The organism is Hymenobacter pini (assembly GCF_020421205.1).
Classification (GTDB): Bacteria; Bacteroidota; Bacteroidia; order Cytophagales; family Hymenobacteraceae; genus Hymenobacter; species Hymenobacter pini.
This window is the reverse complement of sequence record NZ_JAIZZH010000008.1, coordinates 1-21,612: the sequence shown is the minus strand read 5'-3', so window position 1 is coordinate 21,612 and position 21,612 is coordinate 1. Positions and strand designations below refer to the sequence as shown.

Here is a 21,612-nt window from a genome sequence, read left to right as displayed (position 1 = left end):
GGCAAGAAGGTTGCGTGATAAAAAACCCGTCCGGCCGATGGCCAAACGGGCTGTAAAGGGCGGGAGCGTTAGTCCAGCAGCGGCTGCTCCGGGCGCATGGCCGCAGGCGACTGGGCGGCGGGTGCATCTTTCGGTACTTCCGCCTGGCTGGCGTAGAAGCTTTTCAACTCGTCGGTGACGCCCTGCAGCGTCAGCTCGCCGGCCACGTACCGCGCGTACACCGCCTCGGCGGTCGGGCCGGGTACGGCTCCCTGCGCAACGCTCCAAGCGCGGGCTTTGTCGATGAGTTCCTGCCGCTGGGCGGGGGTAGCCTCCCGCTCGGAAAAGGTGATGGGATGATTCATCGGTTCAGGCTAATGGTTCAGTAAGACAACGTAATTACCCACAAAAAGGCTCCTGGGATTGGCAGGAAGCACTTTTTGAATTGAGTGATTAACCACAAAAGGGAAAGAAACCAGCCGCTAGCTCTACTGCTGAGCGGTCATAAAATGGAGCTGGTCGCGGAACGTGGCCAGGGCCCCAGCATCCGGCAGCAGAAAGCACGGCGTCTTGCTGGCCAGCGGATAGTGCAGCAGTTCGGTGGGCACTGCCAAGCAACCCAGCAGCCGCTGGAGCAGGCGCGGCTCCTCGCGTTTAAGCTTGCCGTTTTTTAGATTGATGATGTTGGGGTACGTGAGTTGATGCGCCGCGCAAAAGGGTTTCAAGCCCCCGTTGCCCAGCATTTTCAGCCGCCCCTGCGCGTAGCTAAGTGCCTCGGCGTAGGACACGGTCAGCTGTAAGTCGGGAAAGGGCAGCGGGGCTACTACCGGGCATTCTGCTTCCATGCGGGTTCAGGATTAAGCGGGTCAAGGTAGGCGCCACGGCGGTTCGCCCAGCACCCAAACCCAACCGACGGTCGACAATTTCTGATGCTTTGGCAACCAGGTGGACACTGCGAAGCTACCAGCTGCGGGCAGGCCCGGGGCGAAAAAAGGACGAATGGTAAAAAGTTAGCCGCGAAATGCACCACGACTACGCGAACGGTTCCGCGCGCACCCGCCGCACATGCCGTCATAGGCCAGGCCGCGCCCTAGTGCTGCTGCTTAGGGCGCCCCAGCTGGGGCGCCGGCACGGCCACGGGGTGCTGCATCTGGTAGTAGGCCAGCTCGAATACCGTGGGCAGGTCGAGGCGGGCGAGCACGGCCAGACGCTGCAACTCCTCCAGAGTGGCGGTTTCGGGCTTTTGCATCCGCAGGGCCAGGGTGCGCGGCACCACTTTCCAGGCTTCGGCTACCTCTTTGCGGGTACCCAGCGAGTGAATCAGCTCGGCCAGTGAGCTACAGGCAACGGGGGCGACGGGCAGCGGCTCGCGCTCCAACGGCTGCACGTGCACGCTGGGCGGGGATGACTTCGGAGTTTTCATGCCGTAAAAAAACGTTGCTAAATTGGCATTATTACGGCCCAACGCAATTGATGACCAATTCGGCAGCGGCATATTATTTCACCCGCCAACTTCGGCTGGCCCCTCTACAACAATAGCAAGGCAAACTGCCCGCCCTGGTCCTCGCGGGTGTAGCGCAGGGCTTCCAGAACAATGGGACGGATGGCCCGCACCAGCTTTTCGAGCACGGCAAAATCGTCCGGCGTGTCAATCTCAAGCCCAAGTCGCGGGGCGACTTCGCAGGCCAAGCCCTCGCAGTTCAGGCTCTTGCCCAGCTGTTGCATCTGCGCTTCCACGTCGGTCACGGCGGCAATTACCCGGCTGCGAAACCGGTTCCAGTCCGGGTGGCAGATGGTAGGGGCTTCAGAGGCTCTCATAATGTCGGCCGTTACAGGTGGGTAGCATAGCCGGTCACCGACGTGAACAGGCCCGGCAGGTCTTCGCCGTACACGAGGTCGAAGGTTTGCTTGCGGGTGATAACGGCCTCGCAGTCGACGAGCTGCTGGTGGTAGAACTCGACCGTGTAAGTGTCAGTGGGCATAAGGGTAATCTTTAGCCGATTCACGCCGGCCTCGTTGCGGCGCAGGTTCATGCGCAGCCAGGGGTTGGGATTGGTGGGCGTGCGGCCGGCAGCCAGCAGTTGGTCGGCCCCGGATATGCCCAGGAACCGTCGCCCTCCTAGCTGCAACAGGATGATGTAGGCTTCCTCCACGATTACGGAGCTATTGGGAGCGGATTTATCCATGGCTGACAGGTATTTATGAACGGGGTGGCGTATGATTAATAAACAGTAGCACAACCAATAAAGTTGCTTTTTTAGCCTATTTACAAGCGCTTTTTCAGCATCTTAAAAGTGGTTGACTCCCGATTTTTCCCCTTCGTCATTCGCTTATCAAAAGTGGTTTTTCCAGTGGCTTCATCCTTGAGTATGGCTCAGCCAGGCTTACTACAGTGGCCACCGCAGGCAGTCGCTTAGCACCGGGTGAACTGGCTTTACGGGCACGGCTGGCACTAATGGAAGTAGCGGCTGATTAGTTGTCGGTTAGTGAAAAGGATAGAAATGGTAAGTCACTGAGTAGCTCTCTCCGCAGGCTGCTGAGCAGGGGCAAAATCTTTTTAGCTGTTACCCGCTGGGCAAGATGTAAAGGATAATCGCTTGGCGTTGTCCTGCTTACGAGCTACGGATCAGGAACTCAGACCAAGCTGATATGGCCAACAGGGGAAAGGATAGGTTTTGTAAGTCAACTCTGAAGGAGCAGGCGTCGTAGGTTGCAGCCCTAAAAGATGAAATCAGCCTTCAGGCGCTGGAAATGCTTACCATTTCTATCCTTTAGCTATCGGTCAGCACCCGCTGACTTACCATTTCTATCCTTTCGGCCGCATCGGTCATGCCCGCTTATCATTTCTATCCTTTCGGGTCCGGAGCGGCCTTTGGTGATTTATCAGTAGCGAGAGCAATAGCTTGCGAACTTGGCAATGCCCCACTCAGTGCAGCAGGGTTTTAGGAATAAGTGCAGTTTAAAAGAAAACAGAGTTGTAGTCTTGTAAATTGGAGCGTTATCCTGGGAAGACCTATAAAGTAAATAAAAGTATAAAATTTCTTAAAATAGTGCAACGCATTATATGCCAATTTGGACTTCCTTTTTTGTTGCTTTTTTGCCCCGTTTCAGCGTTTTGTACCTCTTAAAAGCCTTTTCCTCGGACGTCATCAACAAATTTGTGAGTTTTTTTTATTTGTCAAGTATTTACTCTATTTGCAGGCGCCATAAGTCATTGACTTACCGATTTTTATACCACCACAAGGATAGGAATGGTAAGCGAAAGGATAGGAATGGTAAGCCGCAAGGATAGATTCTGTAAGCCAAAGGATAGGGACGGTAAGCGAAAGGATAGGAATGGTAAGCCGCAAGGATAGATTCTGTAAGCCAAAGGATAGAGATTTAGGGAAGGCTTACCTTAATGTCTGGAACTCCCTTATCTTTGGCTATACGCCCTACCTATTTCCACTAGCATGAGTACCCCCGTTACCGCCAGCGCCCCCACCACGGGGGTGGAAATCCGGCAGCACAATGCCATTACCACCGCGCGCTACGAGATGAGCGCCGTCGAGATGGACATTGTCTTTTCCCTGCTCTCGGTGCTGCGCAAGGAGGACAAGCCGGGCACCATCTACCGCATCCGGGTGAAGGAGTTGGAGCAGATGACCGGACGCTCCTGGAACTACCAGCGGCTGCTGGAAGCTACCTCCAATCTGCGCAGCCGCGAGTACGTGATTGAGGACAACAAGCACGTGCTGCAGGTGGGTTTGCTGGCCTCGGCGCTGTACGTGAAAGGGGAAGGCATCATCGAGCTGGAAATCTCCGAGCGCATGCGGCGCTACCTGATTGACCTGAAAAACAACTTCACGTCCTACCGCCTGCAGTCGGTGTTCAGCTTGTCGAGCAAGTACGCCAAGCGCATCTACCAGATTGCCTCGCAGTGGAAGGACATCGGGGAAACGAAAACCTTCACGCTGGACGAGTTCAAAATCATGCTCTCGCTCAAGGACCCCAAGGGCCACGAGCCGGAGCAGTACGAGAAGATTTCAGCCCTGCAGAAGTATGTGCTCGACGTGGCCACCACCCAAATCAACGAGCACACCGACCTGCGCATCAACTACGAGCTGATTAAAAAGGGCCGCTCCTTCCATAGCATCCGCTTCTTCGTCAACGGCCAGGTGCCCCAGCAGCTGCCGATTCCCTTCGAGGACGGGGCCGAGGAAGAAAAGCAGCGCCGGGCCCTGCAGAATCTGGAGGAGCTGGAAATCCGGGACCCCAAGCTGGTAAGCCAGATTCTGGGGGATGCCAAGAAGCTCAATGCCCTCTTCTCCTTCTGCTACAAGCACAAAACCGGTAAAGTGAAGGCCGACAAGAACCCGGGCGGACTATTTCTCAAGATGGTGGGCCTGCGCTAAGCCAGGACGGGGCTTAGTTTCGCCGCAATAGCTACAAAAGGGAAAAAGCTATACATAGGGAGCGAAACGTCTGGTCAGCGCCGCCCGGGGGCGGCGCCTAATCTCAGCTTACTCATCCTGCGGCGGATAGTCTGGTATCCAGTCATCCGGGCTACCAACGACCAGCGCCGGCGCGGGCTGGTAGGGCTCCAACTCCCGGCCGAAGCAGTGGCCCAGCGTGACGCCGGGGCACTGTCGTTGAAACCACGCGGGCAGTACCTCGGGGGCGCACACCACGCCCAGAAAGCCCTCGGCATGAAAGTATGCTTTCACCTCGGCCGCCCCGAAGCCGTTCAGGTAGATGTGCACACGGTCACCGATGGCCGGCACCTCGCCGCGGCCAGACCATAGCAGCCCAGCTGGGAATTCCGTTAGGCTGGGAAACCCCACCCATGCCGGGCAGGCTTGCGGCTCCCCTGCCCAGGCAGTGGGGCTAAGGGTAGGCTGACAGGCGGCGGAAGCGGAAGAATTTGACATAATGGGGCAGTAAGTGGTGACTAATGAAACGGCAGAGCCCGTCGCGGCTGGCTTTGGGGTCGGAAATTTTCCTTTTGTTGGCGCGCCGGGGTACCGGCTGACGGTTGCCAGCTGGTACCCTCTCCCCTGCTAGGCCGCTTCGGGCAGGGCTTCGGCGCTGTCGGCCTCGTAGCTGGGCACGATGCCCAGGATATGATTGGCCGCCTTCTGTGCCTGACTAGCGGCGGAAATAATCAGGCGCTTATCGTTGCGCAGGGCCTGCAGCCAGTTGGCCAGGTAGGCGGCGGTGCTGGGCTCGGTCACGGCCATATTCAGGCCGGCGGCGTTGCTCAGGAAAGCAGCGCCCAACTCGGCCACCAGCTCTTCCTTGGCGTAGGTTTCGCTGCCAAAGGCGGCCTTTTCCGTGAGCGTGGCCCGGTCAAGGCGCTTGGTGTGGCCGGTGGAATGGGCCAACTCGTGAAACAGGGTGGTATAAAAATCCTCGGGCGTGTGAAAATTCGCCGGCTCGGGCACGGTCACGGTGTCGGTGCTGGTGCGGTAGTGGGGCTCGCTGCCGGCGTAGCGGATGCGGGGGCCACCGGCGTAGCCGGCCACAATCTGCTCGGCCGCCTGCTGGGGCGTGTGCTCGCGCTGCACCGGCTCGGGTAGCTTCCACGCTACGCCGTCAATCTGGGCGATATTGAAGACGGTGGAATACTGCAAAATGGCCACCTTCTTTTCCTTGCCCTGGGTATCCTCTTTCTTCGACACCTTGAAGAACACCACAGGCATGCCCTTCTCGCCCTTGCGCACCTGGCCACCCAACTCGCGGGCCTGGTTGTAGGTCAGGTAATAAGGCTGCTCGTGCTGGAGCATGGCCAGCAGCAAGGCATTGATGCCCTGATACACGTGCTTGCTACGGTAGTTGCGGGGCGCGCCGTGGGCCGCGTCCCACGACAGTTTCCACGGGGCTACGCCGCTTTCCAGGGCCAGAATAATCCGGTTGGTGATGATGTCATACACATCGGCGCGGGGGGCGGCAGCGGGGGCATTTTTCATAAACCAAAGGCGGGTAAGTGGTGAGAAAAGCGTTAGTACAGGTAATCGGGATGGGCGGCCGGGCCTAGCTCCTGGGCCTCGTGGGCTAGCTGGGCATCTTCCCAAGCCTCGCTTTCTTGCAGGGCCAGCAACTTCCAGCGTAGCAGCTGGGCTGCATCGGTGCAGGCGCTGAGCAGCGGCTCGGCCTTTTGGCGGCGCTCGGCACTGAAAGCGGGATGGTTGAGCACTTCGCGCAGGTTCCGGCGGGCCGACGAGATCAGGAGCGCACAAGCAGGAGAAATGGGCGTTAACACCATGATTACCAAGCTGTTTTTAGGTGCGTTGCTTATACTTATTAAACGCAAAACCCTCTCGTATAGTTGCTTTTTTAGCTTATTTATTATTGCTTTTTTAGCTTATTTATTGACACGACAATTGTTTTCCCCTTTTGTTCACCTTCAGGTGAGTAGTATTGAGTGGCCTTCTGTAGATGGTTCACGAATGCCTTGGGCCAACCCATGAGCGGGCCGCTGGCAACTCAGCGAAAGGAACCATTCTTCCGCATTACCAGTACAAGCAGCGCCTCCCTATCGGTTTTCGGCTACCTTTGCCCTCGATGCGTCTGCTGGCTCTGTTTTTTGCCTTCTACTTTGCCCTCCTCTCCGGCATGAGCTGCTCGGATGAGGCTTCGGTGTGCAAAGACCCGACGCAAACCACCGTCGCCGCAGCCTCGCACTCGGATTGCGGCGCCGACGCGCTGGGCGACTGGTGTTCCCCCTTCTGCCAATGCCACTGCTGTGGCGGCGCCGTGATGCCGTTGGTGCCCACGCCTGCCCTGGCCACTGCCCCACTGCCGGAATGGGCCACTACCCAGCGCCACGCCTACCTGGTGGTGGCCGCCCCCACGCGCGGCTCCGGGGCCGTATGGCAGCCGCCCCAGGCCTAACCCTTCCTTTCTCCTGCTGACTCCCCTTTGGGTAGCCCACGGCGTCGCTGTGCGTCCGGGCTGCTGGCCTATGCTGTTGGTAGCAGCATCCCAGCGAGTAGTGCCGCTGCTGCCGCCCCATCCGGGCCCGGGGCCGCGGGCCAGCAGGTCGTAACCGAAGCGTTAGACCTAATCCCCACTCCCGGATGTTTGACCGGCTGATTCATTTTTCCATTCACAACAAGCTCATCATCGGGCTGCTGACCCTGGCGCTGGTGGCCTGGGGCGGCTACTCGCTGAGTCGGCTGCCCATCGACGCGGTGCCCGACATCACCACCAATCAGGTTGTCGTCTACACGGTAGCTCCGTCGCTGGCCGCCGGCGACATCGAGCGGCTGGTGTCCTTCCCCGTCGAGCAGAGCGTGGCCACCATCCCCGGCCGCGAAGAAGTGCGCTCCTTCTCGCGCTTCGGCCTCTCGGTGGTGACCATCGTCTTTCAGGACAAGGTTGACATCTACTGGGCCCGCCAGCAGGTAGCCGAGCGCCTGCGGGAGGCGGAAAGCCAAATACCGCAGGGCGTGGGCCGCCCCGAGCTGGCGCCCGTCAGCACCGGCCTGGGCGAAGTGTACCAGTACCTGGTGCGCGCCAAGCCCGGCTACGAGAAAAAGTACAACGCCCGCGAGCTGCGCACCATTCAGGACTGGATAGTGCGGCGGCAACTGCTGGGCACGCCCGGGGTGGCCGACGTGAGCTCCTTCGGTGGGCTGCTGAAGCAGTACGAAATTGCCCTCGACCCGGCCCGGCTCCGCTCCCTGAACGTGACCGTGGACCAGGTGTACCAGGCCGTGGCGCGCAACAACCAGAACGCCGGCGGCGCCTATATCGACCAGAAGCCCACGGCCTACTACATCCGCACCGAAGGCTTGGCGGAAAACGCCGCCGACTTGGGCAACATCGTGGTGCGCAACACCCAGGGCGGGCTGCCCGTGCTGGTGCGCGACGTGGCCACGGTGCGCCTGGGCTCGGCCGTGCGCTACGGGGCCATGACGCGCAACAACGAGGGCGAAGTCACCGGCGGCATCGTGCTCATGCTTAAGGGGGCCAACGCCAACGAGGTTATCCAGGCCGTGAAAGAGCGCATGGAAACCGTGCGCAAGTCCCTGCCCGAGGGCGTGACCATCGACGTGTACCTGGACCGCTCCGACTTAGTGGGCCGGGCCATTCACACCGTGAGCAAAAACTTGATTGAGGGCGCGCTCATCGTAATTTTTGTACTGGTGCTGTTTCTGGGCAACCTGCGCGCCGGCTTGGTGGTGGCTTCCGTCATTCCGCTGGCTATGCTGTTTGCCATCAGCCTGATGCGCCTGTTCGGCGTGTCGGGCAACCTCCTTTCCCTGGGTGCCATCGACTTTGGCCTGGTGGTGGACGGAGCAGTCATCATCGTCGAGGCCATCGTGCACCGCCTGCACCACCACGAGGGTGTCGCGGCCCACCCCAACGGAGCGCAGGGCCGCCTAACCACTGACCAGATGAACGAAGCCACCTACGAGGCCGCTTCCAAAATACGCGCCTCGGCGGCCTTCGGCGAAATCATCATCCTGATTGTGTACCTGCCGCTGCTGGCCCTGGCCGGCATCGAGGGCAAGATGTTCCGGCCCATGGCCGAAACGGTGGCGTTTGCCATCATCGGCGCCTTCATTCTGTCGCTGACCTACGTGCCGATGATGTCGGCGCTGGCCCTGAGCCGCGACACGGAGCATAAGCGCAACTTCTCTGACCGCATGATGAGTTGGCTCGAAGCCCGCTACCGGCCGGTGCTGGACTGGGCGCTGCGCCGCCGGGCGCTCGTGCTGGGTTCGGCCCTGGCCCTGTTTGCGGGTTCGCTGCTGCTGTTTCGCACCCTGGGTGGGGAGTTTATTCCCCAGCTCGCGGAAGGGGACTTCGCCATCGAAATGCGCACGCTCACGGGCTCCTCGCTGAGCTACACCGTCGACAAAGGGCTGCAAGCTGGCGGTATTCTGAAAAAGCAGTTTCCCGAAGTCAAAGAGGTGGTGGCCCGCATCGGCGCGGCGGAAATCCCCACCGACCCCATGCCGGTGGAGGCGGCCGACGTGATGGTGGTGCTGGAAAAAGACCAACGCAAGTGGACCTCAGCCGGCAGCCAGCAGGAGTTGGCCGAGAAAATGGCCGAAGCGCTGCGCGTAATTCCCGGCGTCACCTTCGGCTTTCAACAGCCCATTCAGATGCGCTTTAACGAGCTGATTTCGGGCGCCAAGCAGGACGTGGTGCTCAAGATTTACGGCGAAGACTTGCAGCTGCTGGGCCGCTACGCCAGCCAGGCGGCGGCCCTGGTGCGCCAGGTGGAAGGGGCGGAGGACGTGTACGTGGAGCAGGTCACCGGCCTGCCGCAAATTGTGGTCAAGCTGGACCGCAACCGCTTGGCCCGCTTCGGGCTGAACGCCGACGACGTGAACCGCACCGTGCAAACGGCCTTTGCCGGGCAGAGCGCCGGGCAGCTCTTCGAGCAGGAGCGCCGCTTCGACGTGGTGCTGCGCCTGGCCCCCGAGCTGCGCCAGAACATCGAGAACGTGCGCCAGCTGCTCATCGCCACGCCCACCGGGGAGCAGGTGCCCTTGGAGCAAGTGGCTACTGTGGACCTGGTAGAGGGCCCCAACCAGATTCAGCGCGACGACGCCAAGCGCCGCATTTCGGTAGCCTTCAACGTGCGCGGGCGCGACGTGGAAAGCATCGTCGAGGAGCTGCAGGGCAAGGTGGACCGGCAGCTGAAGTTGGCCCCCGGCTACTACACCACCTACGGCGGGCAGTTCGAAAACCTGCGGCAGGCCACCGAGCGCCTGAGCGTGGCCGTGCCCGTGGCCCTGCTGCTGATTTTTGTGCTGCTGTTCTTCACCTTCCGCTCCCTGAAGCAGTCGGTGATGATTTTCACGGCCATTCCGCTCTCGGCCATCGGCGGGGTGGTGGCCCTGTGGCTGCGGGGCATGCCGTTCAGCATCTCGGCCGGCGTGGGCTTCATTGCCCTGTTCGGGGTGGCCGTGCTCAACGGCATCGTGCTCATCGGCTATTTCAACCAGCTCAAAGCCGAAGGCATGAGCAACCTCTACCACCGCATCCTCACCGGCACGCAAGTACGCCTGCGCCCGGTGCTGATGACGGCCACCGTGGCCTCGCTGGGCTTCCTGCCCATGGCGCTGAGCAACTCGGCGGGTGCCGAAGTGCAGCGCCCGCTGGCCACGGTGGTCATCGGCGGCCTCGTCACGGCCACGCTGCTGACGCTGCTGGTGCTGCCGGTGCTCTACGCGCTTTCCGAGCGCCAGCAAGCGGCGGCGCCGAAACCCACGACGCCCGTTCCGGCAGCTTTGTTGCTGCTCGTGGCCCTGGCGGTGGGCAGTCTGCTTCGCCCAAGCACTGCCCGGGCGCAAGGGTCGTTGACTGCCACGCAGGCGGTTAGCCAGGCCCTGCAGGCCAACGGCACGGTGCAGGCCGCCCAGCGGGCCCTGGAAGCCCAGCAGGCGCTGCGCCGCACGGCCTACGACGTGGGTCGCACCACGATTCTGGGCACCTACGGGCAGGTCAACTCGCCCCTCTCCGACAACGTGGTGAGCATCGGTCAGTCGCTGGCCCTGCCGGGCTACTACAAAGCCCAAGCGGGCCTGAGCCAAGCGCTCATCGCCGGCCGCGAGCAGCAGCTGGCCCAGGTGCAGGCCGAGTTGCGTCGGCAGGTGCGCCGCAGCTACGAGCAGGCCGTGTTTGCCCGGCACCGGCTGCGCACCCTGCGTGGCCAGGACAGCATCTACTCTGAGTTTTTACGCTCGGCCCAGCTGCGCTTCAAAACCGGCGAAGTCGCCCGCCTAGAGCCGGCCAACGCCATCATCCAGCAGGGCGAAACCCAAAACCTGCTGGCCCAGGCCCGGGCCGACTACGTAATTGCCCAGAGGCAGCTGCAAGCCCTGCTGCAAGCTGCGCAGCCGGTAGCCGTGGCCGACAGCGCCCTGCAGCGGCTGCCGGCGCCGGCGGGCAGCGATACCGCGCTGCTGGCCGCTACGCCCCAGGCGCGGGTGCTGCGCCAGCAGATTGCCGAGCGGCAAGCCGAAGCCCGCCTGGAGCAGGCGCAGGGCTTGCCCCAGGTGACGGTGGGCTACACCAACCAGTCGTTGCGCGGCACCTACGAGGTCGACGGGCGCCCGCAGACGTACGGCACCGGTGACCGGTTCCAGAGCGTGCAGGCCGGCGTGGCCTTGCCCCTGCTGCGCGGGCCGCACAAGGCCCGGGTCCAGGCCGCCAAGCTGCAGGAGCAGGCCGCCTCGGCCACCTACCAGCGCTACCGGGTGGAGGCCGCGGCGCAACTGGACGAGCTGCGCACGCGCCTGCAGGAACTGCAGCGCCGGGTGCAGTTCTACGAGCAAACGGCGCTGCCCCAAGCGGCCGTCATCGTGCAGCTGAGCCAGCGGGCCTACAAAGCCGGCGAAACCAACTACGCTGAACTGCTGCTCAACCTGGAGCGGGCCCTGGCCGTGCGCACCGCCTACCTCGACGCTCTGCTGCAGCACAACTACACCGTCATCGACCTGGACTACCTGCTCGGCACGGCCGCGCAGTAGCCTCCTTCCTTTGTCATCATCCCATGAATAAGCTTATTTCCCTGGCGCTGCTGAGCCTGACCTTGTTGGCCAGCTGTGGCAAAGACCAGCCTGCCGAAACCGAACACAACCCAACGGAAGCATCTGCCGCCGGTAAAGCAGGCGAAACCGAGCAAGCCGAAGCAACGTCCGACGTCGTCACGCTGTCCCCGGCCGAGCAACAGGCCGGCGGAATCAAAACCGGCCGGGTGGCCGACCGCCCCATGGGCGCGGGCCTGGCCGTGAACGGCACGCTGGACGTGCCCCCGGAAAGCGCCTTGTCCATCACGGCCCCGCTCGGCGGCTACGTGCAAAGCACCGAGTTGCTGCAGGGCACCCGCGTGCGCAAGGGCGAGGTGCTGGCCGTCATCCGCAACCCCGAGTTTGTGACGCTGCAGCAGGATTACTTGGAAACGCGCAGCCGCCTGAAGTTCGCCCAGGCCGAGCTGGCCCGGCAAAAAGAACTCTACCAGCAGGAAGTGGCCCCCCTGAAGAATTACCAGCGCGCCCAGGCCGAAGTCGAAGCGCTGCAGGTACAGACCAATGCCCAGGCCGCCCGCCTGCGCATTGCCGGCCTGCCCGTGGGCGGCGGCATCGTCACCACGGCCGCCCTGCGCGCCCCGCGTGCCGGGTTCGTGCGGGCCGTCAACGTAACGGTAGGCCAGAGCGTAACGGCCACGGAACCCCTGTTTGAAATTGTGGACCCGGAACACCTGCACGTCGAGTTGGTCGTATTTGAAAAGGACGTGGCGCGGGTGCAGAAAGGGCAGCTGATTCGCTTCACCCTGGCCAGCGACTCCACCGGCAAGCCCCACACCCGCACGGCGCACGTGTACCTGGTTGGTAAGGCCATCGGCACGGACCGCACCGTGCGCGTACACGGCCACCTGGATAAAGAAAACGACCCGGCACTACTGCCGGGCCTCTACGTGCGGGCCCTGATTGAAACCGGCCGCACCGACGCGCCCAGCCTGCCCAACACGGCGCTGGTGCGCTTCGAGGGTCAGTACTACGCCTTTGCCGTGGAGCAGCCCGGTCGCTACCGCATGGTGCCCGTCAAGCCGGGCCGCAGCGAAGACAACTTCACCGAAGTCACCCTGCCCGAAACCGTGTCGGCCTCGACCACCTTCGTCACCGACGGGGCGTATTCGCTCCTGGCCAAACTCAAGAACGCGGAAGAGGAAGAATAGATAGCCTCTCCTTCAACCCCCAATCTGCAATGCTGGAACTGCTTACCGGTGCCTTGTTGCTAAGTCTGCTCCACGCCGCGATTCCCAACCACTGGGCGCCGGTGCTGGCCGTGGCGCGCGCCGAGCGGTGGCCGCTGCGGCGGACCGTGGGCGTGACGGCGGTGGCCGGGCTGGCCCACGTGCTGAGCACGGTGGGCATCGGGCTAGGGCTGGGCCTGCTGGGCTGGCACCTGTCCGAGCGGTTCGCGCAACTGGCCGCGTGGCTGGCGCCGGCCCTGCTCATCGGCATCGGCCTGCTCTACGCCTGCTCGGGACCGGGCCACACCCACCCTGACCCGCAGCCCGGTCGTCCGCGCGGGCCGCGCCGGCGGGTGGTGCTGGGGTTGGCGGCCACGATGTTTCTGGCACCCTGCCTGGAAATCCAGACGTTCTTTCTGGCGGCGGGCACCCACGGGCCGGCCGCCCTGGCCTTGCTCATGGGCCTGTACCTGCTGGCCAGTGTAGGGGCCATGTGCGCGCTGGTGGCCCTGGCGCACCGGGGCCTGGGCCGCCTCTCCCTGGACGGGCTGGCCCACCACGAGCGGCGCCTTACCGGCGCCGTGCTGGTGCTGGTCGGCCTTGCCGGCTTTTTCGTGGACTGGTAAGCAGCCGGCCCGTTTTCTCCTTTTCTCTTGACTTATCCTCCTGACTTCCATGCCTGAACCGACATCTGACAACCTGAACGAGGAGCTGAACACCGCCAAGCAGGTGCAGCCCGAAAACGTGGGCGCCCTCACCCGCGAGCAGCTCACGCCCGACGCCGCCGCCGCGCCCGAAGGCCACGACGTGCCCGGCCACGACCACCGCGGCCACCACCACCCGGCCGGCAAGCAGGTAGTGGACCTAGCCGGGCGGCCCGCCGATGAGCACGCGGGCCACTCCCACGGCGACGGGGAAGACCACGACCACGGCCCAGCCGGCAGCAACCCTTACCTCTGGCCCGGCGTCAGCTTAGTCCTGCTGCTCGCCGGCATTGCCCTGGACTACTACCATGTGGGCTTTTTCACCGACTATGTGCGCCTGGCGTGGTACGGGGTGGCCTTTTTGCTGGTGGGTTGGAAGGTCATTCGCGCGGCCGTGCAAAGCATTCCCTCGGGCAACGTGTTCAACGAGTTTCTGCTCATGAGCATTGCCACCCTCGGGGCGTTTGCCATTGGTGAGTATCCGGAAGGCGTGGCCGTGATGCTGTTCTACACCGTGGGCGAGCTGTTTCAGGACGCGGCCGTCAACCGGGCCAAGCGCAGCATCCGGGCCCTGCTGGAGATTCAGGCCACCGAGGTCACGGTATTGCGCGCCGGGCAGTCGCTGGTGCTGGACCCCAAGCAGGTGCAGCTGGGCGATACCATCGAGGTGAAGCCCGGCGAGAAAGTGGCCCTGGACGGCACGCTGGTGCAGGGCCCGGCGGCCTTTAATACGGCCGCGCTGACCGGCGAATCGGCCCCGCAGACCAAGCAAACCGGCGAGCCGGTGCTGGCCGGCATGATTAACGAGGCCTCGCTGGCCCAGGTGCAGGTGACGGCCACCTACCAGGACACCAAGCTGGCCAAGATTCTGACCATGGTGCAGGACGCGGTGGGCCGCAAGGCCAAAACCCAGCAGTTCATCACCAGGTTCGCCAAAATCTACACGCCCATCGTGGTGGGGCTGGCCGCGCTGCTGGTGCTGGTGCCCTACTTTGTGGTCGACGACTACGTGTTTCGCGACTGGCTCTACCGGGCGTTGGTGTTTCTGGTCATTTCTTGTCCCTGCGCGCTGGTCATCAGCATCCCGCTGGGCTACTTCGGCGGCATCGGCGCGGCCTCCAAAGCGGGCATCCTGTTCAAGGGCTCCAACTTCCTGGACGTGATGCGCGAGATTGATACCGTGGTGATGGACAAAACCGGCACGCTCACCCAGGGCGTGTTTGCCGTGCAGCAGGTGCAGGCGGCTCCGGGCCTCGACCAGGCCCAGCTGCTGCGGCTGGTGGGCGCGCTGGAAACCAAGTCCACCCACCCCATTGCCAAGGCCGTTGTGCAGCACGTAGGCGCGGCCGCCGCGGGCGTGGCCGCCGCGGGCGTGGCCGTAGAAAACGTAGAGGAGATTTCCGGCCATGGCTTGCGCGGTCGGGTGGACGGCCAGGACGTGCTGGCGGGCAACACCAAGCTACTCAGCAAGTTCGGCGTGGCCTACCCGGCCGAAGTGGACCAAGTGGTGGACAGCATCGTGGTGGCCGCGGTGGACGGCCAGTACGCCGGCTTCCTGACCGTGGCCGATGCCCCCAAGGCCGACGCTAAGCAGACGGTGCAGGAGCTGCGAGCCGACGGCATCACCAAACTGGTCATGCTCTCCGGTGACAAAGACAGCATCACCCAGCGCGTGGCCGCTGAGCTCGGCATCGACGAGGCCCACGGCGGGCTGCTGCCCGAAGACAAGGCCCGCTACGTGCAGCAGTACCTCGACGCGGGCCGCAAGCTGGCGTTTGTGGGCGACGGAGTGAACGACGCGCCGGTGGTGGCCCTGGCCGACGTGGGCATTGCCATGGGCGGCCTGGGTTCGGACGCCACCATTGAAACCGCCGATGTGGTCATCCAAACGGACCACCCCAGCAAGATTGCCACCGCCCGCCGCATTGCCCGCGCCACGCACACCGTGGTATGGCAGAACATCTGGCTGGCATTTATCGTGAAGGGCATCGTGCTGGCGCTGGGCGCCGGCGGGCTGGCCACCATGTGGGAGGCGGTATTTGCCGATGTGGGCGTGGCCCTGCTGGCCATTCTCAACGCGGTACGCATCCAGCGCATGAAATTCTAAGCCATGCGCACGCTGCTGCCCGTCCGCCTACGGCCGCCCTACCAGGCTGAGCGGCGCACGTCCGGCAATACCAGCGCTGGCTGCAGGCCTATCCCACTTCCCTTCCACCTAATCCGCTGCTGTGATGCTGCTCGTCGTTCCTACCGCCGTTGCCCCGCCCTGGACCACCATGCTGGGCTTTTCGCTGCTGCCGGCGGCCATCATGGTTGCCGGTGCAGCCCTGGCCGTGTGGCGTACGCCAGGGGCAAAGCTGCGCAGTGCCATCCTGCACTTCGCCGCCGGCGTCATCTTTTCGGTAGTGGCCGTGGAGTTGTTGCCCGACATCGTGGCGCATCATGCCCCCTACGAGGTAGCCCTAGGCTTCGGCCTGGGCGTGGCCGCCATGCTCGGGCTGCGCTACCTCACGCAACGCTTGGAAAAGCAAGCCCCTGCCCTGCCAGAGCCCGCAGACCCGCTGGCTGAGCCCAACAACCCGGCGGCTGAGGCCACGGTGCGTCCCTTGCCCTGGGGCCTGCTGGTGGCCATCGGCATCGACATTCTCATTGATGGCCTGCTGCTGGGCATCGGCTTTGCGGCCGGCGCCAAGGAAGGCACCCTGCTGGCCATTGCTTTAACCATCGAACTGCTCTCGCTGGGCCTGGCCACGGCCGTGGAGCTGCGCCAGGACGGGCACGGGCGGGCCCGCGCCGTGGCCATCGTGGCCGGCACCTCGCTCATGCTGCTGGTGGGGGCCGGCATCGGCACCACGGTGCTACGCGGAGCCACCGGCAACCTGCTGGAAATCGTGCTTTCCTTTGGTCTGGCCGCATTGCTGTTCCTGGTCACAGAGGAACTGCTCACTGAAGCGCACGAGGAAACCGAAACCCCGCTGCTTACCCTGTCTTTTTTCGTCGGCTTCCTGCTCTTTCTGCTGCTGGGCATGGTCGCCTAACAACTTCCCTCTCCGTTATTCGCATGCATACCGCCAAAGTAGAGTTAACCTTGACCGAGGAAGGCCGCCACCTGGCTTTCTCGAAAGAAGTGCTGGAAGTCGCTCACGTGTTCCGCCGGGTGGGCGGCGCGGCCGGTCCGTGGCAGCGCGTGGCGGTCAACACCCGCTCGCCTTACCTGGATACCGATGTATTTGCACCGGGTACTCAGTTGGAGTATTATGTGCAGCACGAAACCCAGCGGGGCGAGCCAGAAGCTCGTAGCCATATCGTGAGCACCACGCTGCCTTGAAAGGGGTTACTCTTTTAACAGCAGTCTTTGGAAGTGAAAAGAGTTGTCAGTTCCGAAGTCATCATCGAATAGAAGCAGCCCATCGATATGGCGTGGAATTACACGCGCCAGCTCCTGGTAGTTGCTGTTTAAACCAAACAGACCACGCTTGATGCGCAGCATGTCCATCAAGGCTATGTTCACCGCTAAGAATACCCGGCCGTTTAACTCTTGAATCTCCTCGCGACCGAATTTAGCAAACAGCTTCTGTCGAATTTTGCTCTTGAAAAGCTGGTCGTCTTCTTTTAGGTTGAAGAATCCGCGACCAGTTATTGAGTTACTGGGCGTGTACACTTCCAGGTGAAAGGTGTACCCGTCGGGGTGGGTAGCGGTCAGGTCCACGTCTTTGTTGCCGGTGGCCCCAGGCAGCTTGAAGGGCGTTTCAAACGTGACATTCAGCTTGCTCATGTGCAGCTGATAAGCCAGGGAAAGCTCACTGAGGGTTGCCAGAAAGTTCACCCCTACCAGGTTCCTAATCTTCCCCAAAAACCGCTTATCCAATTTCAATTCGGGAAACGTCTCCAGGTATAAGCTCAGCTTCGTTAGCAGCCGCTGAGCATGCCGGCAAATGTCTGTCTCGTGGCCGTTAGCCCCGCAGAATCCGGCCGTGAAGGTCACGCTCAGCAGATTCCACTTGGTTACCTCGGCTTGTTCTACCGGGGCTGCACCTTCCCAACCGTCATCCAAGTTGGGGTCATCTTCCGCGTTTTCTTCTTCGCCCACCGGGCCCAGCAGAAAATCATCCAAGCTGGGTACATCCGCGAGCTTTCTCTCCCACGCAAGCAGGTCGTGGGCACTGATTAATTCGTGCAGCACGGGAAACTCTATCTTGGATTTCTCGATGTACGCCAAGCATTCGGCAACGCTGTTCAGGATGGCCATGATGAATAAATAAGAAGGATATTACTGCCGAGCGGTGCGAACCAACTCAGACTACTCCTGAGTTTTTGCAAGGCATTTGTTGTCCTTTTTACGGTAGAAGCGAATCGCCGCAAACGAAAATAGCCAAGGGGAAATGAGCCCCAACCCGCAGCACCTACAACCGTGGGCTGGCGCGGGGGCGGTTTTCCTGGGCCGGAGGCGCGGGCGTTTGTAGCAACTGCACCGCTTGGCGCAGTTGCGTTACCGCGGGGCTGGTCTTTAAAGCATCCAACGTATCCACCACTGCTAAGACCTTCCCCACATTCTCTTGGTTGATGCCATTCAGGGCCGGCTTGGTCAGCAGCTGCTTGCTGACCTCCTGCAACCGGGCCGCCTCCAAGCCGGCGGCGCACGCGCGCAACTCGCGAACCACCTGCCGCGACGCCTCAATAAAAGCGTGGCGTGCCTGGTCGCGGGTGGGTGAGTCACTTGGCCGCAACGGCGGGCGGGCCTGGCGCTCCTGCTCCCGGACGGCCGCCAGCTGCCGGCGCTCCACCGCATCCGGTCCGGATTCCACCACCGTTATCTGGGGATTCTGCAGCAACGCATCCAGTGCGTCGCTGATGGTCGGCAACTGGGGCGACTGAATGGGGTAGCGCAAGGTCAACTCCGTCAGGATTTCGCGGGCTGCGCCGGATGGCTCCCGGATGGCGTGGTCGATGTGCAGGCCGATGCGCTCCAGATTTTCGCGCAGGGCGGGCAGCAGCGCCGCTTCGTCCCGGTTTTCGCGCAACTCTACCACCAGCAGCCGCTCTCCCTGGGTCCGGGCCTCGGCCTGGGCTTGGTGCAGCTGGGCAATCTTTCCGCTGCCGCTTATTTCCGGGTTGTCCCAGTGTTGCTGGCCGAAGCCGTACTGGTCCTCGTCCACGTCGCCCAACTCGCGCCGCACCACCTGCTGCAGCTGGTCCTGCTTTAGGTCCTGGTTCCAGTCCTTGCCCTGGCTTTTCACCATCTCCATCCGGTGCTCAAAAGCCAGCGTCTGACTGGCCGCCTGGTTGAAAGCGCGCAGCGCCTCCGGCGTCATGGGCAGATGGAACTGGTAGGTGTGGGCGCCCAGCTTCTGGGAGTGTATCAGCGCATCGCGTAGGGTCGGGCTCATGGCCGGCGTACCGGGGGCTCCGTTGGCCTGGCTGAATTGCTGACTGGTTTGCTCATTGTAGGCCTGCAGCTGCCGGCTCAACGCCTGCACCCCGGCCGGCTGGGGCGCTACGATTTCGACGGTCAGCTGGTGCTCATGCTCCCGCACCACTTTCATCGGGTTTTGGTCACTGGCCAGGCCCGCCAGCAGCCGCGTATCGAAGTGGTGGCCCTGGGTGTCATTGTCGAAGGCGGCCCGGATGGTCGGAATCTGCTCCTCGCGCAGCAACCGCTTCAGCTCGAAAATCTTGTTCTGGGTGAGCGTGCCGGCGGTGGAAGCGTAGAGGGCGCTTTCCTGGGAATGCAGCTGCGCGTAGGACAGCGTATCGAGGGCTGACTCGCTGACCACGAGCACCGTTGCGGGCCGCCCCTCGGGCAGCCGGCTCAGCCACAAGGAGCGGGAAAACTGGCTTTCCGGCGCCTGCCCTTTGAAGCCTTCGCCTTTCAGCTCCAGCCCTACCACCCGCCCCTCGTGGTAGGCCGGGAAGGCCGTGTTGACGAAAGTTTTGGGCGGCAGGCCGGCCCGCTGCACGGTGTGTCGATGGGTGAGAATGCGCCCGACGAACTGCGGGTGACGCAGCGTAGCCGGGCTGATGCCCCGCCCTTCGAGGTACGAGGTGTCTTCCAGCGGCCGGCAGTCCTTGGTGAAGATGCTGTGGAACTTCTCGCCGGGCGCGGTTTCGGCAATGGGCGGCAAATCGAGCCGGGGCCGCTGCGCCTCGGGCAGGTTCAGGTAGACGCGGAAGTGGTCGTTGACGGCCTGCCACAGATTGCGGCCCGGCGCCTGGGCAATGCCGGCAATACGGCCCGAGCTTACCCGGTTCTTCATCCAGTCGATGACGCTACCCTTGTCTCGGTCATCCTGGGCGTTGAAGTACATCCAGTCGCCACCCCGGCCCTTGAACACGACCAGGGTATCATCGCCCTCGAATACATGCCACTTGCCCCGGCCCAGGTGCTCGCCTTTTTTGAGAGTGTAGCCGAAATGGCTCAGCAGCTCGGGCAACTCCACCTGCTCCTTGATTTTCTGAAAAGTCAGCTCGTGTTCCATGACTTGGGTATGGGTTAGACCGGGAAAAGCCCAGAAAAAAGAAGCCCGGAAAAGAGCTTCCGGGCTTGGGTTAGGTAGGTAATGGCGTGGAAGCAGTTGGCCCGCTTAGTGGCGCGGAACCCGGGTTTTCACCGGCGTCGTTTGCTCCTTGGCCGGCGCGGCTACCACCGTCCTGGTAACGGCCGGTGCCGTTTGCTGCACCTGCGGCGCTAGGCGCTGGGTTAGCTCGTGTGCGGCGGGGCGCACCTCGATGCAGGCCTTGGCGGCGTTTACCTGCACGGTGCCGTCGAACTGCCGGCCGCCGTCGCCGCTGGCCATCCCGGCCAGGGCCACGACTTTGCCCTCGCGCAGGTCGTGGCTCTGCTCGGGCGTGAGCTTGACGCCGGCAATGGTGTCGTGCAGCGTCACCTTATCCTCAGGCAGAATCACCACCTTGTTCATGGCCTTGTCCACGGCCACGTAGCCGTTGTAGGCGCGGCCCTGCTCGTCCTTGAGGCCGCGCAGCAGGCCGGCATTGCCCTCGGCTTCCAGTCGCTGCCGCTGCTCGGGCGTGAATGGCAGCCCGCCAATCTCGTTGGGAATCACCAGCCGGGCCTGGGGCAACTCTATTTTCAGGGTGGTCGTGCCGTCGGCTTCGCGGCGCAGTACCATCTTGCCCGCAAACTGAACGGGGTCCTGATCCGGCCGGCCCGTTACCTGCATGGCCAGCAGGTCGGTTTGCCGCCCGCTCAGCAGCTTTTCCAACTGTCCGCTCTGCTCCAGCGTCTGCAGGGTCAGGCCCAGCGAAGCCAGCACCTGCTGCGGCACTTCGCTGGCCTGAAACGGCGGGGCGACGGGGGCCGGCGGGGCTACTACCTCGGCCGGGGCCGGCTTAATGGGGTCGGCGACGGCTACCGTGCGGGCCGTTGGGGTAGCTGGCGCCTGGTCGGGCACCGCTTCCGCCTGGGCAGTACCCGCCTTGCGAAGCAGGCGCGCCTGCAAATCCTGGCGGGTTTGCTCGTAGTCCACTTCCAGGTGCTGCCTAGTTTTCGGGCCGCCGTTCAGGTGGGCGTAGAAGTTCTTGAGAAAAGCCGACGCCGGGTTGCCGCTGGTGTCGATGTCGAAAATGCTTTTCCCGTCGCGCAGCACCTGCTCGGTGGTCTTTCCCTGCCGCTGGGCCAGCTGCTGCACGCGCTGCTCGGCCGCAGCCTGCTGCCCCTGCTCCGGCACGGTCAGCGCGTGCCGGGGTACGGCCGCGAGCTGAGCGCTCAGCGCGTCCCACTGCCCGGTGCCGAATGCCTGCCGCACTTGCTTGCTGCGCGGGGGCTCGTAACCGTCATCGTAGCCCGCTTCCTGCCGGCGGGCGGCCGCCTGCTCCGGCTTTTCTACCACGGCCACGCCGTGGCCCACCTGCCGGAAGCCCTGTAACGTAGCCTCCAGCTGGCCCAGCTTATTGGATTCGGGGTCATAACTGACCGCAAAGCTCCCCATGAGCTTGCCCGCCGGGTTACGCTCGAACTGCAGCGCGCCCACGGCCACGCCGGCCTCCCGCAACTGGTCGAGGTAAGCGCGCATTTCCAACAGCGGGGCCACCTCGTCGCCCTTCTGCTGCCAGGTGATGCGCAATTCGCCCACGGGCGCCGCAGCCACTGCATCGGTAGCAAGGTCGGCGGTGGGAGTTTCCTGCCCCACCCCTACCGGTGTGGCCTGCGCCTCCGGGGCCTTGCTTGGCTGCTCATCGGGTAACAAGGTCGTAGGGGCTTTATCACCGGCCGGC

The 21,612-nt window shown here is 62.9% G+C and carries 19 protein-coding genes; 8 read left to right on the top strand and 11 right to left on the bottom strand.

The window, feature by feature from the left end; genetic code table 11:
* Positions 1-68 precede the first annotated feature (68 nt).
* From LF252_RS21985 to LF252_RS21965, 5 genes are all read right to left on the bottom strand, one after another.
* Entirely contained in the window at positions 69-344 is a 276-nt protein-coding gene (locus LF252_RS21985) for an antitoxin VbhA family protein (RefSeq protein ID WP_226271752.1), read from the bottom strand.
* 123 nt (positions 345-467) lie between these two features.
* Complete coding sequence (locus LF252_RS21980) at positions 468-824, bottom strand: hypothetical protein (protein ID WP_226271751.1); 357 nt, start codon at positions 822-824, stop codon at positions 468-470.
* Between the two features lie 245 nt (positions 825-1,069).
* Positions 1,070-1,402, bottom strand: coding sequence for a hypothetical protein (locus LF252_RS21975; RefSeq protein WP_226271750.1), 333 nt, complete (start codon positions 1,400-1,402; stop codon positions 1,070-1,072).
* Between the two features lie 104 nt (positions 1,403-1,506).
* Entirely contained in the window at positions 1,507-1,797 is a 291-nt protein-coding gene (locus tag LF252_RS21970; RefSeq protein ID WP_226271749.1) for a hypothetical protein, read from the bottom strand.
* An 11-nt stretch (positions 1,798-1,808) separates the two neighbouring features.
* Positions 1,809-2,165, bottom strand: a complete 357-nt coding sequence (locus LF252_RS21965; protein ID WP_226271748.1) for a hypothetical protein — start codon at positions 2,163-2,165, stop codon at positions 1,809-1,811.
* 1,266 nt (positions 2,166-3,431) lie between these two features.
* Between LF252_RS21965 and LF252_RS21960 the strand changes: the two genes are divergently transcribed.
* Positions 3,432-4,373 carry a replication initiation protein gene (locus LF252_RS21960; protein ID WP_226271747.1) on the top strand — a complete coding sequence of 314 codons (942 nt, stop codon included), beginning with the start codon at positions 3,432-3,434 and terminating at the stop codon, positions 4,371-4,373.
* 108 nt (positions 4,374-4,481) lie between these two features.
* On the opposite strand, the gene LF252_RS21955 is transcribed toward LF252_RS21960, so the two are convergent.
* The 3 genes from LF252_RS21955 to LF252_RS21945 all read right to left on the bottom strand — a co-directional run bounded on the left by LF252_RS21955 (position 4,482) and on the right by LF252_RS21945 (position 6,223).
* Complete coding sequence (locus LF252_RS21955) at positions 4,482-4,889, bottom strand: hypothetical protein (RefSeq protein WP_226271746.1); 408 nt, start codon at positions 4,887-4,889, stop codon at positions 4,482-4,484.
* Between the two features lie 129 nt (positions 4,890-5,018).
* Positions 5,019-5,927 carry an ArdC family protein gene (locus LF252_RS21950; protein ID WP_226271745.1) on the bottom strand — a complete coding sequence of 303 codons (909 nt, stop codon included), beginning with the start codon at positions 5,925-5,927 and terminating at the stop codon, positions 5,019-5,021.
* 32 nt (positions 5,928-5,959) lie between these two features.
* Positions 5,960-6,223 carry a hypothetical protein gene (locus LF252_RS21945; RefSeq protein WP_226271744.1) on the bottom strand — a complete coding sequence of 88 codons (264 nt, stop codon included), beginning with the start codon at positions 6,221-6,223 and terminating at the stop codon, positions 5,960-5,962.
* 299 nt (positions 6,224-6,522) lie between these two features.
* Between LF252_RS21945 and LF252_RS21940 the strand changes: the two genes are divergently transcribed.
* The 7 genes from LF252_RS21940 to LF252_RS21910 all read left to right on the top strand — a co-directional run bounded on the left by LF252_RS21940 (position 6,523) and on the right by LF252_RS21910 (position 16,708).
* Positions 6,523-6,852 carry a DUF6660 family protein gene (locus LF252_RS21940; protein WP_226271743.1) on the top strand — a complete coding sequence of 110 codons (330 nt, stop codon included), beginning with the start codon at positions 6,523-6,525 and terminating at the stop codon, positions 6,850-6,852.
* A 185-nt stretch (positions 6,853-7,037) separates the two neighbouring features.
* Positions 7,038-11,450: a CusA/CzcA family heavy metal efflux RND transporter gene (locus tag LF252_RS21935; RefSeq protein WP_226271742.1), complete on the top strand. Its 4,413-nt coding sequence runs from the start codon at positions 7,038-7,040 to the stop codon at positions 11,448-11,450.
* 23 nt (positions 11,451-11,473) lie between these two features.
* Positions 11,474-12,658 carry an efflux RND transporter periplasmic adaptor subunit gene (locus LF252_RS21930; protein WP_226271741.1) on the top strand — a complete coding sequence of 395 codons (1,185 nt, stop codon included), beginning with the start codon at positions 11,474-11,476 and terminating at the stop codon, positions 12,656-12,658.
* Between the two features lie 146 nt (positions 12,659-12,804).
* Complete coding sequence (locus tag LF252_RS21925; protein ID WP_226271740.1) at positions 12,805-13,302, top strand: hypothetical protein; 498 nt, start codon at positions 12,805-12,807, stop codon at positions 13,300-13,302.
* A gap of 49 nt (positions 13,303-13,351) precedes the next feature.
* Positions 13,352-15,487, top strand: a complete 2,136-nt coding sequence (locus LF252_RS21920; protein ID WP_226271739.1) for a heavy metal translocating P-type ATPase — start codon at positions 13,352-13,354, stop codon at positions 15,485-15,487.
* 124 nt (positions 15,488-15,611) lie between these two features.
* Positions 15,612-16,418, top strand: coding sequence for a ZIP family metal transporter (locus LF252_RS21915; protein WP_226271738.1), 807 nt, complete (start codon positions 15,612-15,614; stop codon positions 16,416-16,418).
* Positions 16,419-16,441: 23 nt separating this feature from the next.
* Positions 16,442-16,708, top strand: a complete 267-nt coding sequence (locus tag LF252_RS21910; protein ID WP_226271737.1) for a hypothetical protein — start codon at positions 16,442-16,444, stop codon at positions 16,706-16,708.
* 6 nt (positions 16,709-16,714) lie between these two features.
* Here the strand turns inward: LF252_RS21910 and LF252_RS21905 are convergent, their stop codons facing one another.
* The 3 genes from LF252_RS21905 to LF252_RS21895 form a co-directional block, all read right to left on the bottom strand.
* Positions 16,715-17,629: a hypothetical protein gene (locus LF252_RS21905; protein ID WP_226271736.1), complete on the bottom strand. Its 915-nt coding sequence runs from the start codon at positions 17,627-17,629 to the stop codon at positions 16,715-16,717.
* Between the two features lie 154 nt (positions 17,630-17,783).
* The gene (locus LF252_RS21900) at positions 17,784-19,856 is read right to left on the bottom strand and encodes a toprim domain-containing protein (protein ID WP_226271735.1); all 2,073 of its coding nucleotides are present in this window, start codon (positions 19,854-19,856) and stop codon (positions 17,784-17,786) included.
* A gap of 105 nt (positions 19,857-19,961) precedes the next feature.
* Positions 19,962-21,612, bottom strand: a 1,651-nt coding sequence (locus LF252_RS21895) for a DUF3945 domain-containing protein (RefSeq protein ID WP_226271734.1), incomplete at its 5' end; no start/stop codon positions are given.

Bases quoted from the DNA above. Each gene is read 5' to 3' on its own strand.
- LF252_RS21985 (WP_226271752.1), bottom strand. From the start codon at position 344: ATGAATCATCCCATCACCTTTTCCGAGCGGGAGGCTACCCCCGCCCAG.
- LF252_RS21980 (WP_226271751.1), bottom strand. From the start codon at position 824: ATGGAAGCAGAATGCCCGGTAGTAGCCCCGCTGCCCTTTCCCGACTTA.
- LF252_RS21975 (WP_226271750.1), bottom strand. From the start codon at position 1,402: ATGAAAACTCCGAAGTCATCCCCGCCCAGCGTGCACGTGCAGCCGTTG.
- LF252_RS21970 (WP_226271749.1), bottom strand. From the start codon at position 1,797: ATGAGAGCCTCTGAAGCCCCTACCATCTGCCACCCGGACTGGAACCGG.
- LF252_RS21965 (WP_226271748.1), bottom strand. From the start codon at position 2,165: ATGGATAAATCCGCTCCCAATAGCTCCGTAATCGTGGAGGAAGCCTAC.
- LF252_RS21960 (WP_226271747.1), top strand. From the start codon at position 3,432: ATGAGTACCCCCGTTACCGCCAGCGCCCCCACCACGGGGGTGGAAATC.
- LF252_RS21955 (WP_226271746.1), bottom strand. From the start codon at position 4,889: ATGTCAAATTCTTCCGCTTCCGCCGCCTGTCAGCCTACCCTTAGCCCC.
- LF252_RS21950 (WP_226271745.1), bottom strand. From the start codon at position 5,927: ATGAAAAATGCCCCCGCTGCCGCCCCCCGCGCCGATGTGTATGACATC.
- LF252_RS21945 (WP_226271744.1), bottom strand. From the start codon at position 6,223: ATGGTGTTAACGCCCATTTCTCCTGCTTGTGCGCTCCTGATCTCGTCG.
- LF252_RS21940 (WP_226271743.1), top strand. From the start codon at position 6,523: ATGCGTCTGCTGGCTCTGTTTTTTGCCTTCTACTTTGCCCTCCTCTCC.
- LF252_RS21935 (WP_226271742.1), top strand. From the start codon at position 7,038: ATGTTTGACCGGCTGATTCATTTTTCCATTCACAACAAGCTCATCATC.
- LF252_RS21930 (WP_226271741.1), top strand. From the start codon at position 11,474: ATGAATAAGCTTATTTCCCTGGCGCTGCTGAGCCTGACCTTGTTGGCC.
- LF252_RS21920 (WP_226271739.1), top strand. From the start codon at position 13,352: ATGCCTGAACCGACATCTGACAACCTGAACGAGGAGCTGAACACCGCC.
- LF252_RS21915 (WP_226271738.1), top strand. From the start codon at position 15,612: ATGCTGCTCGTCGTTCCTACCGCCGTTGCCCCGCCCTGGACCACCATG.
- LF252_RS21910 (WP_226271737.1), top strand. From the start codon at position 16,442: ATGCATACCGCCAAAGTAGAGTTAACCTTGACCGAGGAAGGCCGCCAC.
- LF252_RS21905 (WP_226271736.1), bottom strand. From the start codon at position 17,629: ATGGCCATCCTGAACAGCGTTGCCGAATGCTTGGCGTACATCGAGAAA.
- LF252_RS21900 (WP_226271735.1), bottom strand. From the start codon at position 19,856: ATGGAACACGAGCTGACTTTTCAGAAAATCAAGGAGCAGGTGGAGTTG.